This is a genomic window from Oribacterium sp. HCP28S3_H8 (assembly GCF_052064775.1).
Lineage (GTDB): Bacteria > Bacillota > Clostridia > Lachnospirales > Lachnospiraceae > Oribacterium.
In genome coordinates this window covers 276,110-290,725 of sequence record NZ_JBQHUZ010000001.1, presented here as the reverse complement: position 1 = coordinate 290,725, position 14,616 = coordinate 276,110, and the positions used below count along the sequence as shown (strand labels likewise).

Annotated in this window: 8 protein-coding genes; all 8 read right to left on the bottom strand. The window is 49.5% G+C overall.

Going from position 1 to position 14,616, the window contains the following annotated elements:
* The 8 genes from smc to ispG all read right to left on the bottom strand — a co-directional run bounded on the left by smc (position 1) and on the right by ispG (position 14,615).
* Entirely contained in the window at positions 1–3,282 is a 3,282-nt protein-coding gene (gene smc, locus ACTNEN_RS01335; protein ID WP_441204259.1) for a chromosome segregation protein SMC, read from the bottom strand.
* Positions 3,263–3,967, bottom strand: coding sequence for a ribonuclease III (gene rnc / locus ACTNEN_RS01330; RefSeq protein WP_441204258.1), 705 nt, complete (start codon positions 3,965–3,967; stop codon positions 3,263–3,265). Before rnc ends, smc begins: the two co-directional genes overlap by 20 nt.
* Position 3,968: 1 nt before the next feature.
* On the bottom strand, positions 3,969–4,220 hold the full coding sequence (gene acpP, locus ACTNEN_RS01325) for an acyl carrier protein (protein WP_441204257.1): 252 nt from the start codon (positions 4,218–4,220) through the stop codon (positions 3,969–3,971).
* Positions 4,220–5,248 (bottom strand): phosphate acyltransferase PlsX, encoded by a 1,029-nt coding sequence (gene plsX / locus ACTNEN_RS01320; RefSeq protein ID WP_441204256.1) that lies wholly within the window; start codon positions 5,246–5,248, stop codon positions 4,220–4,222. Before plsX ends, acpP begins: the two co-directional genes overlap by 1 nt.
* 211 nt (positions 5,249–5,459) lie before the next feature.
* Complete coding sequence (locus tag ACTNEN_RS01315; RefSeq protein WP_441204255.1) at positions 5,460–7,553, bottom strand: elongation factor G; 2,094 nt, start codon at positions 7,551–7,553, stop codon at positions 5,460–5,462.
* Positions 7,554–7,647: 94 nt separating this feature from the next.
* Positions 7,648–8,742 (bottom strand): prephenate dehydrogenase, encoded by a 1,095-nt coding sequence (locus tag ACTNEN_RS01310; protein ID WP_441204254.1) that lies wholly within the window; start codon positions 8,740–8,742, stop codon positions 7,648–7,650.
* Between the two features lie 122 nt (positions 8,743–8,864).
* Positions 8,865–13,445 (bottom strand): PolC-type DNA polymerase III, encoded by a 4,581-nt coding sequence (locus ACTNEN_RS01305; RefSeq protein WP_441204253.1) that lies wholly within the window; start codon positions 13,443–13,445, stop codon positions 8,865–8,867.
* 114 nt (positions 13,446–13,559) lie between these two features.
* Positions 13,560–14,615 carry a flavodoxin-dependent (E)-4-hydroxy-3-methylbut-2-enyl-diphosphate synthase gene (ispG, locus tag ACTNEN_RS01300; protein WP_441204408.1) on the bottom strand — a complete coding sequence of 352 codons (1,056 nt, stop codon included), beginning with the start codon at positions 14,613–14,615 and terminating at the stop codon, positions 13,560–13,562.
* Between the last annotated feature and the right edge of the window lies 1 nt (position 14,616).

Sequence of the window (14,616 nt, the reverse complement as noted above, 5' to 3'; positions counted from 1 at the left end):
TTATGCGTCCAGCTGGTCGGCAACGAGATCTACCGAAACCAAGGTGGAAACTCCTTTCTCCTGCATTGTGATACCAAAGAGCCGGTCGGCGTTTTCCATGGTGCCACGTCGGTGTGTGATTACAATAAACTGTGTTTCTGACAGCTTATGCAGATACTGCGCAAATCTGGTTACATTGGAATCGTCCAGCGCTGCTTCGATCTCATCCAGAAGACAGAAGGGCGATGGCTTAAGACTCTGAATCGCAAAAAGCAGCGAGATCGCCGTAAGAGCCTTCTCTCCACCGGACAGCTGCATCATGTTCTGCAGCTTTTTCCCCGGCGGTTCCGCAATGATGCTGATACCGGTAGTGAGCACATCCGGATCCTCCGTATCCAGCTCAATCTTACCCTGACCACCTCCAAAGAGCTCTTTAAATACCTCGTTAAAGCGCTGCTGGATGAGCGAAAACTGTTCATTGAACTGCTTACGCATACCACGGTCCAGATCTTCAATGACCTTTTCCAGGGATTTCTCGGATTCGATCAGGTCCTGATACTGACCACTCAGAAATTCATATCGACCGGATATTTCCTTATACTGCTCGATCGCGTCAATATTGACAGAGCCCAGTCCCCGGATCTGGTTTTTAAGATCGGAAACGGTCGCCCGCAGATCCTTTGCATTGTCAAAGTCAGGGGAGTACTTACTGAGCGCGGACTGGTAGGTCATGTTGTATTCCTCAAACATATAGGAGGTAAGCGCATCAATTTTCTGATCCAGCTTTTCCTTTTTGTTCTGTACCCGGAGAGACTCCTTTTCCATGTTAAGAAGCCGTTCCGAGATTTCATCCTTCTGCCCAAAGAAGGATTTCCGTTCTGTAAGCAGTGCTTCCTTATCTTTTTCATCTGCCTGGATTTCCGCTGCAATGGTATCCGCAGCGGAAGAGGCATTGGCAATAAGCTCTCTAAGCTCCGCGATTTTCTGGTTCTTTTCCATAAGGACAGAATCGCTGTTGTTCTGCTGATCCTCCAGCTCTGTCTTTTCTGTAAAGACCTTCTCGAGCTCTCCGTCCAGTCGGTGCAAATTTTCTGTGACAAAATCCGTGCGGGTAGAGAGGGAGGAATACTCCACGTTAAGCTCGGATGCAATACCAAGGGTCATGGTATTTTCTTCCAGCTGTAACTGTCCAAGCTCTGCCTTGTCCTTTTCCAGTGCTGCTTTTTTAGCTGTGAGAGACTGCTCTGCCATCTCCATCTGCTTTTTCTGCTTTTCCAGCTTTTCCTCAAAGGAGAGGATTGTGGACTCCAGTTCCTCGAGCTCGCGCTTCCTTCCCATAAGATTGGAATTATTTCTAAAGGCACCACCGGAGATGGATCCGCCGGGATTTAACTGTTCCCCTTCCAAGGTTACAATCCGGAGCTGCTGATGATATTTCCGCTGGATTTGAAGCGCATTGTCAATGCTGTCAACGACCAGCACACGTCCGAGGAGATATTCCGACAGGGTTTTATATTGCGGATCAAAGCTTACGAGATCACAGCCGAGTCGGATGGCTCCCCGCTCATGAGCCGCCTGCTCGCATCTCTCATCCCGTTTCCCCCGGATATTGGTAAGCGGCAGGAAGGTCGCCCGACCATAGCGGTTCTGCTTCAGGAACTGCACCAGGTTTTTGGCAGTCAGCTCATCACTTGTAACGACATTCTGAATCGAACCGCCAAGCGCGGTTTCAATAGCCGTTTCATACTTGCGCGGTACCTCGATAAGATCCGCCACAACACCCAGGATCCCATTATACCGGTCCCGCTGATCCATGATCATTTTAACGGCATTTCCGTAGCCCTCATACCGTTCCGCAAGATTCCGGATGGTTTCCAGGCGGTTTCTGGCGGCATCCCGCTGCTGACGGGTCCGGAAGATTTCGGTCTGAAGCGAATGCAGGTCCTGCTCCAGCCGCGCAATTTCATCTGCGCTCTGGCTGATCCGTTCTTTCCATTCCGAGATTTTGCTTCCCAGCTTTTTAAGCTCCCCGCGGCGCTCCTCGATCTTTTTTAAAAAGTCATCATTTTTACCTGGCGCAGCCTTTTCCGCCTCCTTTACCGGACGCTCCTCAAGCTCATAATCCTTACCCATGCAGGTGGCAACCGTGAGCTTTACCTCATCCAAGGTGGATGCAATAATCTGCAGATCCAGATCAATATTATCGTGCTCTACTTCACCGGAATTATTGCTTTTAATAAAAGTAAGCTGCTCTCTCATCCAGTGTAAAAGAGAGAGATTGTCTTCAATCTGGGAAATAACATCAAACTGCTCTTTTTTGAGAGCATTGATCCGCTGCGCATAATGCAGAGCATTGTTTTTTTCCGTATTGATCTGCTCGTTAAGCACATCAATTTGTCCGCTCAGATTGGTTTTTAAAAGATCGGATTTGCTGATCTCCTCACGCGCCTTGGTGATCTTAAGCTCAAGAGTTTTCAGTCTGTCCTCTATCTCATCGTATTTTTTTGTGAGACTTTCGGACTCTTTACGTACGGAGGCGAGATCTGCATTGACGGTATCCTGATTTTCGTTTACCGTATCCAGACTTTTCATAGTCTGGTTCATCTCGCGGATAAACAGATTGGAATCCGCAATAATCAGCTGGTCTCTGAGACCAAGGTATGCCTTTGCCTGCTCAGACTGCTTTTTGAGAGGACCGACCTGCCGTTCCAGCTCCTTCAGGATATCCGTCACACGCTGCAGATTCTGCTGCTCGTTTTCCAGCTTCTTCTGCGCGAGCTCTTTACGGCGCTTGAATTTCACAATGCCGACAGCCTCGTCAAAAAGCGCACGACGCTCCTCAGGCTTACCGGACAGGATCTTGTCGATCTGTCCCTGTCCGATGATGGAGTAGCCCTCTTTACCGATACCGGTATCGTAAAAGAGCTCATTTACATCGCGGAGACGGCATTCCGTACCATTTAATAGATACTCGGATTCTCCGGAACGATACAGACGGCGGGTTACCGTTACCTCGTCATAGTCGACAGGGAGACTCCGGTCCGAGTTATCCAGTGTGATCGCTACAGAAGCAAAGCCCAGTGGCCGCCGCTGCTGCGTACCGGCAAAAATAACATCCTGCATGGAGGATCCACGAAGCTGCTTTACCTTCTGCTCACCAAGTACCCATCGTACCGCATCGGAGATATTGGATTTTCCCGAACCATTGGGACCGACAATGCCGGTAATTCCCTTGCTGAAATCCAGCACGGTTTTATTGGCAAAGGATTTAAAGCCTTGAATCTCAATAGATTTTAAATACATGTCCTGTCTCCGTCTTGATCCTGATCAATGCCTGATATGCGGCACCCTGCTCACCCTTCTTTTTGGAGGAGCCTTGTCCCTCACCGAACTGCTCTCCATTTAAGAAAACGGCAATCCGGAAAAAACGGTCATGGCAGGGTCCGGACTCCTCCAGAATCTCATAATTAAGCTCGATCCGGTTCTGGGAGCAGTACTCCTGCAGCACAGTTTTGGCATCCCGGTAGAGACTGGCATTTTCAATGTCACAGAGCACAAGGCTTTGTACAAATTTCTCTGCAGGCGCATATCCGCCATCCAGATAAATCGCGCCGATTACAGACTCAAAGGCATCCGACAGAACAGAATCTCTCTTATTGATGCCCTCTCTTGCCTCGCCCTTGCCCAGGATGATGTAGTCACCAAGATCGACCTTACGAGCTGCAATTGCCAGTGTAGGCTCGCATACCAGTGCGGCTCTCACCTTGGTCATGACACCCTCCTGAATTACGGGCTTTCTGTTAAATAAAAAAACGCTTGAAATCAGTTCCAGCACAGCATCCCCGAGAAACTCCAGTCTCTGATTGGAGGCTTCCTTGGGGTCGCCGTTTTCGTTGGAATAAGAAGGATGCGTCAGCGCATGTCTGAGCAGTGACGCATCCTTGAAGTGATAGCCAAGCGCATCCATCAGCTTGTCTAAATCTTCCATATCAGTCTTCCTTATCTCCTGTTGCCTTCTGTATTTCTCTTACAACATCACCAACAGTGGCATTGGCAAATTTCTCTGCCGCATCGTCCGGCACCTCAATGCCAAACTCATCCTCTACCGCCATGACAATCTGAACCACATCCAGAGAGTCCATGTTGAGATCCTCAGCAAACTTTGCATCCATGGAAATCTTGTCTACATCCACGGATGGCACTTCATTTGTGATGATTTCCTTTAATTTTTCAAAAACCATTATACCTTCTCCTCCTTGTTTTCTGTTTCTGCTTCTGCTTCGATCTGAGCAGCTATTTTTGCAACGATATTGTTATTGACAAAATCCGCGCACTGCCGGATTGCGTGGGTGATTTCACGACCATCGGTGTTTCCATGGACCTTGACCACGAGCCCTTTGAGCCCTAGGATCGGTGCACCACCGTACTGCTTGGCATCAAATTTACGGAGCGTCTTTTTTAAAGCCGGCTTGCATAGTGCAGCACCCATGAGGGAGACCGGTGTGGATTTCATGGCGCCGACAACCTCTGTAAGCAGCATCTTTCCGACGCCCTCGTACATCTTTAGTACGACATTTCCGACAAATGCATCTGCCACGACAACATCACAATTACCTTCCACGATATCTCGCGCCTCGACAGAGCCGATGAAATTAAGACTCTTTTGTGACTTCAGGATCGGCATGGTTTCCTTTACAAGGGCATTGCCTTTTTCCTCCTCCGCACCGATATTGACGAGCCCCACGCTTGGGTTTTCCTTTCCCAGCATGTATTTCACGTAAATCGATCCCATTTCCGCAAACTGCACGAGCCAGTCAGGCTTGGCATCCACATTTGCGCCGCAGTCCACCAGGAGACATACCCCTTTCCGTGTCGGAATCAGAGCCCCGAGAGGTGGACGCTGTACGCCCTTGAGCCTCCCGACAATCAGCTGCCCTCCTGCCAGAACTGCACCGCTGGAACCGGCGGACAGAAAGGCGTCGGCATTACCTTCCTTCAGGAAATGCAGCGCCCTCACAATGCTCGAATCTTTTTTTCTGCGGATTGCGAGCACCGGAGCCTCATGAAGTGAAATGACATCAGGTGCATCTATGATTTCAATACGATCCTTATCATAGCTCATCGCTGCGAGCTTGTCTCTGAGAAGCGTTTCCGGTCCAAACAAAAAGAGCTTTGTGTTCTTTACGAGATCAAGAGATGCAACAGCTCCCTTGAGGATTGCCTCCGGAGCATTGTCTCCACCCATCGCATCAATTGCAATTCTGATCATTCGCTTCCTCCGTATCTGTACAATAATACTCAATAACTATAGTAGATTCATAAATTAACGTCAAGTCATATAAAAAGGAGACCGTTTCCTGTTTTCTCAGGAAACGATCTCCCCATCGGAACACGACACAAACGTATCCGCCTTGTATGGCATCAGCTTACAGTAGCTGCTTTAACGGATCCCTCCGGACGAATACCGGGATGAATCCGAATTACTGCTGCGGATTCTGCGCGTTTTCCTCTACGATCTGCTTCTGGATATCACCAGGTGCCTGCTCGTAGCGTGCAAATTCATATTCATATTCACCTGCACCGCCGGTCATAGAACGCAGATCCGTATTGTATCCATACAGATTGGACATAGGGATCTCGGCACTGATGACCTGCTTACCGCCATGGATGGATTCCATACCGAGCACTCTGCCTCTCCGCTTGGTGAGATCTCCCATGATATCACCTGTATTGCTGTCCGGCACCGTTACCTTAAGACTTACGATCGGCTCCAGCAGAACCGGCTGCGCCTGCATAAATCCATCCTTAAAGGCAAGAGATGCAGCAGTCTTAAATGCCTGCTCGGAAGAGTCTACCGGATGATAGGAGCCATCCAGAAGCGTTGCCTTGATGCCTACGACCGGATAGCCTGCAAGAGGACCTGCCTTGCAGCACTCCTGGATCCCCTTCTCTACAGCCGGGAAGTAGTTCTTAGGCACAGAACCGCCAAATACCTTTTCCTCAAATACATATGGAGTCTCCAGATCACCGCTTGGCGCAAACTCCATGATAACATCGCCGTACTGTCCATGTCCTCCGGACTGCTTCTTGTACTTGCCTTGTACCTTGACTGTCTTACGTATGGTCTCGCGGTAAGCAAAACGCGGCTTCTCCAAAATGATGCCTACATTGTAGCGCTCACGGATCATGCTGGATACCACATCCAGCTGCTGATCTCCGATACCGTAGATCAGGGACTGGCGGTTCTCCGGATCGCCCATAGTTTTGAGGGTCTTGTCCTCCTCCATCATCCGGGCAAGAGCTGTGGAGAGCTTGTCTTCATCCGACTTGTTTTCCGCACGATATGCCATATAGGTATACGGCTTGGAGAACTGCGGACCATGGTAAAGGATCGGCGCATTGCGCAGCGCCATGGTATCCCCCGTCGTAGTTACAGAGAGCTTTGCAACTGCTCCGATATCTCCGGAACGAAGCTCCGGAACCTCAACCGGCGTTTCACCGCGCAGGATATAAACCTTACCGATCTTCTCCGACTGTTCCTTATTTACATTGTAAGCCTCGGAGTTTGGCTTCAGCGTACCGGTGCAGACCTTTACAAGCGAATACTTGCCCATAAACGGATCCACAATGGTCTTCCATACCTTGGCGGTAAGAGATGCCTCGGAATTGTATTTTGCCGTAAAACGCTCACCTGTGGATGCATCCACACCAACGGTCTCAAACTCATCCGGAGCCGGGAAGTACTTTTCGATGACCTGCAGGAGTACATTAAATCCCTGGATATTGACACCGGAGCCCATCAGTACAGGCACCATTTGACAAGTCTTTACACTTGCACGGAGAGCACTCTGAATTTCCTCAACGCTGAATTCCTCGCCGGAGAAATATTTCTCCATAAATTCATCAGAAGTTTCTGCAACGGCTTCCAGCAGAGCGTTTCTTGCAATGCCCAGATTTTTCTGTACATAATCCGGGATCTCACACTCCTCGTAATCGGAAAGATGAGTGAAACGACGACCTCCCATCTTTACTACGTTTACAAAGCCGACAAACTTCTCATTTTCACGGATCGGAAGCTGGAACGGAGCCACGGATCTACCGAAGCGCTTTTCCAGATCCAGTACCAGCTGACGGTAGGATGCATGATCATCATCCATATTGGTCGCAAAGAACAGACGGGGAATATGGAATTTCTCGCACAGCTCCCATGCCTTTACGGTACCAGGTTCAACGCCGGCTTTGCAGTTCACTACGATGATTGCTGCATCCGCAACAGAAACAGCTTCCTCGACTTCTCCGACAAAATCGAAATATCCCGGTGTATCAAGGATGTTGATTTTATATTCACCCTTCTCACCCTTGTATTCCACCGGAATGACCGAAGTGGAAATCGAGAACTTTCTCTTGATTTCTTCCTTATCGTAATCGGAAATTGTGTTACCTTCAGGAACACTGCCCATCCTAGTTGTCGTACCTGTAACATAAGCAAGTGCTTCTGCAACGGTGGTCTTGCCTGCGCCGCCGTGCCCTAAAAGTACCACATTACGTATGTTTCCGGTGTCATATACCTTCATAAGTCATTTCCTCCTGTAAGTCTACGAAGTATTTAGCTCTATTTTACTAAAAAACATCGCTCCTGACAAGATTATCATGCATATTTCACAATGATCAGCCGCGGATATCGTACTGATAATGGGTAAGAATTTCTCTTGCGCGTTCCTCGGCATCCTCCTGATAGAAGGAAATCCGGAGCGCTCCCTCTCCATGATCCCGCGCATTGTTGATGCCGATGTTTTTAATGGAAATGCCCTTGGATGCAAGGATCACAGAAATCGTGGAGATGGCACCTACTTCATCCGCAATATCAATAGAGAATCCATAATCCGGCGTAAGGGCGCCCTTGTTTTTGGCATCAATGGAATTGCGGTATTCCCGGGAGCTCTCAAACATGTGAAGGATGGTCTTGTCACTTGTATCCTTTTTAAGTGAGGTGGATATCCCCTGAAGCATAGCAATATAACGGTCCAGAATCTCCACGAGCGGCTTTGCATTGGTGTCGCAGATCTGCTCCCACATTTCCGGACTTGAGGACGCAATTCTCGTGATATCACGGAAACCGCCTGCGGCGAGGGTTTTCATGGTATGATTTTTGTCATCTGATTCCTTTACAATGTTTACAAGGGAGCTTGCTACGATGTGCGGCAGATGGGATACTGCAGCTATGCTCTTATCATGCTTTACCGGGTCTACCACGATACTGATTGCCTGCAGATCCGCAGCAACGGTTTTTAACGCATCAATGAGACGCTGGTTTTCGGAAATCGGGCTGATAATATAGTAAGCGTTGGAAAAAAGATAATCTGTTGCGGCTTTATATCCGGACTGCTCTGAGCCTGCCATCGGATGTCCTCCGATAAAACGGTCTCCCAGCCCCAATTCTTTAGCCCGCTCGCAGATCTCCGTTTTTGTGGAGCTTACATCGGTAAGAATTGCGCCCTCCTTCATAAGCTCAGATACCGGCTTAAGATACTCGATATTATGCTCTACCGGAGCTGCCAGGAAAATCATGTCACACTCCGTAAGCTTGGGAGAAAGCGCGTCATTTAGTACAACGTTTACAATACCATCCTCCTGCGCTACCTCAAGCTCCGACGGATTATGCGAATATGCCATGATCCGGAGCTCCGGATGCTTCTTTTTCAGTCCCTTGGCGAGTGAACCGCCAATCAGTCCAAAACCTATAAATCCAATTGTTGATGCCATAATATGTACTCCTTAAAAAGAATTACTCAATACTTTAACGCTTAAAAGCGAAAAAGTCAACTGTGCTCTGATTTGCATACTTTCGCATGATTTTGCCACAGCATTCCGCATAGTATTGCATATTATTTCATAAAATCAAAAATACTCATCTGGTTGGATGCAGGGATGTCTCCCAGCAGTCCCAGCTCCGCAAATTTATCCACAAATGCCTTGGGACAGTGTGTCCGGTTGATAAAGTCATCCTTGGAAAGATATTTTCCGCCCCGGGCACCATCCTCGATGCCCTGCGCAACAGCTTCTCCCAAACCTGCCATTGAGGTGAAGCTCGGCATGATCCGACCATCCTCTGTGATGGTAAAGTCCTTTGCCTTAGCCTTATAGATATCAATCGGAGCAAACTCTATGCCGCGGGCATACATTTCCTCGCAGATTTTCATATCCCTAAGGCACACAGCCTCGGTATTGGTCATTGACGGCTTCTTAAGATATTCGTCGATATAATACCGTAGCTTGTCGAGACCTCCGCACATTTTGTCATAATCAAAGCCATCCGCCCGGATCGAGTAGTACGCAGTATAGTATTCCTTCGGGTAAAATACCTTGCACCACGCCACACGCCATGCCATCATAACGTAAGCTGCGGCATGCGCCTTGGGGAACATATACTTGATCTTTTTGCAGGCATCGATATACCACTGCGGCACATCATGATCCAGCATATCCTGACACCATTCATCCTTCAGCGGCTTATGCTTTCTTGTGAACTCCATGATCTTAAATGCCTCACCAGGCTCAAGACCCTTATGCATGAGATACACCATGATATCATCACGACAGCAGATCGCCTGCTGCAGCGTGGTAACTCCGCTCTTGATCAGATCCTGTGCGTTGTTGAGGTAAACATCCGTACCATGGGAGAGACCGGAGATTCTCAGGAGATCCGAGAAATATTTCGGCTTGGTATCTTCCACCATCTGCATGGCAAAGGACGTACCAAATTCCGGGATACCAAGGCACCCCAGTCTTACGCCGTGAATGTCTTCAGGGCGGATATGCAGCGCTTCGGTCGACTGAAAGAGACTCATGACCTCCTTACAGTCCAGCGGGATGTCCTTTACCGGATCAATCCCGATGAGATCCTGCAGGCGTCGGATCATCGTCGGATCATCATGTCCGAGGATATCCAGCTTCAGGAGGTTATGGTCAATCTTATGGTAATCAAAGTGCGTCGTGATGATCGGAGATTCCATATCATTGGCAGGATGCTGTACCGGTGTAAAGGTATTGATTTCCTCTCCGTGCGGCAGTACGACAATACCTCCCGGATGCTGTCCTGTCGTACGCCTGACACCAACACAGCCCTGCACCAAACGGTCAATCTCGGCATTCCGCTTTGCAACACCCTTCTCCTCATAGTACTTTTTCACCATGCCATAGGCAGTCTTATCCGCCAGCGTTCCGATGGTTCCGGCCTTGAATGTATGTCCCTCACCAAAGATCACGCCGGTATATGCATGCGCCTTCGCCTGGTATTCGCCGGAAAAATTCAGATCGATATCCGGTTCCTTGTCTCCGTTAAATCCAAGGAAGGTTTCAAATGGGATATCAAAGCCCCAGCGGTTCAGCTCTGCGCCGCACTTCGGGCATTTTTTCGGCGGCATGTCACAGCCCGCCATGCCGGAGTACGCCTTGACCTCCGGCGAATCAAAGTCATACCAGAAGCATTTGGGGCAGACGTAGTGCGGACTCAGTGGGTTTACCTCGGTAATATGTGCCATGGTGGCGACAAAGGAGGAACCGACGGAGCCACGGGAGCCTACGAGATATCCGTCCTCGTTGGACTTGTCCACGAGCTTCTGCGCTATGATGTACATAACGGAGTATCCGTTTTTGATAATCGAAGTAAGCTCGATTTCCAGACGATTGGCGACAATCTCCGGGAGCTTCGGACCGTACATCCGGTGAGCCGTCTCGTAGCAGATCTGTCGCAGCGTTTCATCTGAATGCTCGATGATGGGAGGACATTTGTCCGGGCGCACCGGAGCAATGACCTCACACATATCGGCAATCCTGTTGGGATTATCGATCACAACCTCCCTTGCGCGGTTTGGATCCAGGTAGTCAAACTCCTTAAGCATTTCATCCGTGGAACGGAAATAAAGGCAGGCATCGCTCTCCTCCTCTTCAAATCCCCGCCCCGCCTGGATAATTTTACGGTAAATGTCATCCTCGGGATCTACGTAGTGCGCATCACAGGTTGCGCATACCGGCTTATGCAGCTGGTCTGCGAGCGAAATGATCTTAAGATTATAGTTGATAAGATCCTCCTTAGAGGATGCCGCATACTTATCATTCCCGATCATAAAGTCATTGTTTCCAAGCGGCTGAATCTCCAGATAATCATAAAAGGAGGCAATCGAGAGCAGCGTCGCCTCATCCGCACCACGCAGCATGTTCTGAAACAGCTCGCCCATGACGCAGGCGGAACCGATGATCAATCCCTCCCGATGCTCCTTTAAAAGAGACTTCGGGATCCTGGCACTCTTTTTAAAATAATGCAGATGACTCTCGGACACCAGGCGGTACAGATTGATCCGCCCGATATCGTTTTTGGCAAGCAGGATGATATGATAGGTCGGCAGCTTCATGACGCTGGCTGCATGATCGTATTCCAGAGAATCAATCTCCGAGAGCAGCTTTACACCCCGGTTCTTGAGCATCAGGATTTCCTTAATATAAATTTCAGCAGTACAGCCGGCATCATCCACCGCGCGGTGATGGTTTTCCAGAGACACCTTCAGCTCCTTTGCCACCGTATCCAGCTTATACCGGTTCAGCTGCGGCAGCAGCAGACGTGACAGACCTACGGTATCTACGATGGTCGGGTCATAGGGAAGTCCCAGGCGTTTTGCATTGGCGCGAATGAATCCGGTATCAAATTCCGCGTTGTGCGCTACGATCACGGCATCGCCGCACCACTTGAGAAAGGCAGGCAGAACAACTTCAATCGGATCAGCATCAATCACCATGCTGTCATCAATAGAGGTAAGCTGTGTAATCCGGTACGGGATCGGAACCCTTGGATTTACAAAAATATCCATCCGGTCAACGATTTCGTTATTTCTCAGCTTAACTGCACCGATTTCAATAATATGGTCGGTTTTAGCACTGAAGCCGGTAGTCTCAATATCAAAAACCACGGTTTCCTGATCGAGGGACTGCCCCTTGCCGTTTACAACGATCGTCTGCAGATCATCTACAAGGTAACCCTCCATACCATAAATCAGCTTGAAATCCTTGTCATGCCCGATCTTTTTAAGATGGAGAGCTGCATCCGGGAAGGACTGCACCACACCGTGATCTGTGATCGCCATAGCATGCATGCCAAAGGAGACGGCAGTATCGATATAATCTGAAATATCGGATACGCCGTCCATATCGGACATTTTGGTATGAAAATGCAGCTCCACGCGCTTGTTCCTGCTGTTGTCGCTGCGCTTTGTCTTCTCGATGTGATACTTCCTGATGCCATAGACGTGGGACAGCTCGAGCTCATGGTCAAAGGTATCAAATTCAATGACTCCCTTTACGAGGATCTGAGAGCCGGGCTTTAAAAAGGCATGTGCTGCATCCAGGTCCTCATCATCCACAAAGATCTTGGAGGCGATGGAATCCGTAAAGTCGGTGATCGTGAAGGACAGGATATTTTTGCCGGTTCTGGTTCTGCGCTCGTCTACGGTCATGATTTCTCCGCCTACGGCTACGGTACCGGAGGCTTCACTAACCTCCTGGATCCGGACCGGAGCATCCATGAAATCCCGTCCGTACAGAACCTCCTCTGACTCCGAACGCTTAAAGGCAAACTTTCTCCGTCCGGATTTATCAAAGCCGCGATCCTGCGACATTGCTCCGGGAGCTGTATTACCGCTGGCTTTCATAGAGGGACTTGCCACAGGCGCAGCTTTTCCACTGCCGTGCTGTATGCGCATACCGGCAGCTGCGAGCTCCGCACTGCCTCCGGCAGCCTTCATCGCGCCCTCCATGTTAAACGGATCCGAAGCATGCAAGAAGCCCTCGCCGGCATGCATGGCGCGACCGGCACCGGCTCTTGCAGCATCCTTAGCTTTTATTGTTTCCGGAGTCTGACCACGCAGCTCGGCAGGGATTTCTCTCCGGGCATAGGCATTCGCATCCTTTGCTGCCCGCTCCTCATAGATCAGCTCCATCTCAAATTCCACGCCGCAGCGATCCTCAAAAAGCTTTTTCATGACACGGATAAATTCCGGCTCGGATTTGGCATAAAGATGCGAGTTTGGAATCGTGAGATACATGGTATCATCGTTTTTCCAGTCGATTCTTCCAATTGAGAGCATATTGTAAAGGAGGATGTCGTATGCCTTGAGCTCCATAAAAATGGAGTCCTTATACATATCAAAAAGAGTCCTCGCAGAATACTGAGAGGACAGCTTGAATTTTTCTATGATTTTGATCCCGAGACGCTTTCCCGGAAACAGCTGGGTTTTGATGGCAGCTTCCGCCTCTCGGACATGCTTTTTTCCGATGAGGTGCTTTGCCAGGATATAGATCCGGATCTGGCTTCGATCACGGGACATGGTGACCCGTGTTACAGCCGCATCTGTAAAGAGCTGTTCCGTCTCCGGACTTAACGTCAGAGCTTCAAATACTTCAAAAAATCGTTTCATGGTTGCCTTAGCTTTGCAAGCCGCCGCTTTGTATATGACCGCTTGCTATCGTTTGCCATCTATCATTAACAAATATCGTCTGCCTCATATGCCTTGGCTTTACATATGCGGCGGTTAAAATTTCTCAATCTCCTCCCGGAGGACATCAAGAAGCTCTGCTTCCGGTACCTTGCGGATCACCTCGCCTTTTTTAATGAGGAGCCCCTCGCCGTTTCCACCGGCAATGCCGATGTCCGCTTCCCGGGCTTCTCCAGGTCCGTTCACCACGCAGCCCATGACTGCAACCTTTAAATCCTTGTCGTCATACTCCTCCACCAGCGTCTGCACCTGATTGGCAAGCCCGATGAGGTCAATGTTGGTTCTGCCGCAGGTCGGACAGGAAACCACCGTGACGCCATTTTTTCTTAAACCGAGCGTCCGGAGGATCAGCTTTGCCGACTTGATTTCCTCTACCGGATCAGCGGACAGGCTTACCCGGATGGTATCACCTATGCCCTTACTGAGAATCAGCGCAAGCCCCATGGCAGACTTGATGTTGCCGGACCAGACGGTACCTGCCTCGGTAATACCGACATGCAGCGGATGATCTGTTTTTTCCGAGATCATTTCATATGCTCTTGCGCACATCAGGACATCCGAGGATTTGATGGAAATAACGAGATTGTCATATCCCATATCCTCGATCATATGCGCTTTATTGAGAGCAGACTCCACAATTCCCTCGGCAGTGACATGTCCGCCGTATTTTGCAATAAGATCCTTCTCGAGGGAACCGGAGTTAACGCCGACACGGATGGGAATGCTTCGTTCCCTGGCACAGTCCACCACCGCTTTGACCTTGGCATCAGACCCGATGTTTCCCGGATTGATCCGGATCTTGTCGGCTCCGTTTTCCATCGCGGCAATAGCCATCCGGTAGTCAAAATGAATATCCGCGACAATCGGAATCGAAATCTGCTTCTTGATTTCGCCCAGGGCTTTGGCAGCCTCCAGTGTCGGCACCGTTACCCGGATGATCTGACAGCCGGCTTTTTCCAGCCGATGAATCTGGGAGACTGTCCCCTCTACATCTGTAGTTTTGGTATTACACATAGACTGGATGGCAACCGGATTCCCTCCACCGATGGCTACGTTTCCAATCTTCACAACTTTAGTACGTTCTCTAGGCAGC

Excerpts from the sequence above, each read along its gene's own strand:
- smc (WP_441204259.1), bottom strand. The coding sequence starts at position 3,282 with ATGTATTTAAAATCTATTGAGATTCAAGGCTTTAAATCCTTTGCCAAT.
- rnc (WP_441204258.1), bottom strand. The coding sequence starts at position 3,967 with ATGGAAGATTTAGACAAGCTGATGGATGCGCTTGGCTATCACTTCAAG.
- acpP (WP_441204257.1), bottom strand. The coding sequence starts at position 4,220 with ATGGTTTTTGAAAAATTAAAGGAAATCATCACAAATGAAGTGCCATCC.
- plsX (WP_441204256.1), bottom strand. The coding sequence starts at position 5,248 with ATGATCAGAATTGCAATTGATGCGATGGGTGGAGACAATGCTCCGGAG.
- ACTNEN_RS01315 (WP_441204255.1), bottom strand. The coding sequence starts at position 7,553 with ATGAAGGTATATGACACCGGAAACATACGTAATGTGGTACTTTTAGGG.
- ACTNEN_RS01310 (WP_441204254.1), bottom strand. The coding sequence starts at position 8,742 with ATGGCATCAACAATTGGATTTATAGGTTTTGGACTGATTGGCGGTTCA.
- ACTNEN_RS01305 (WP_441204253.1), bottom strand. The coding sequence starts at position 13,445 with ATGAAACGATTTTTTGAAGTATTTGAAGCTCTGACGTTAAGTCCGGAG.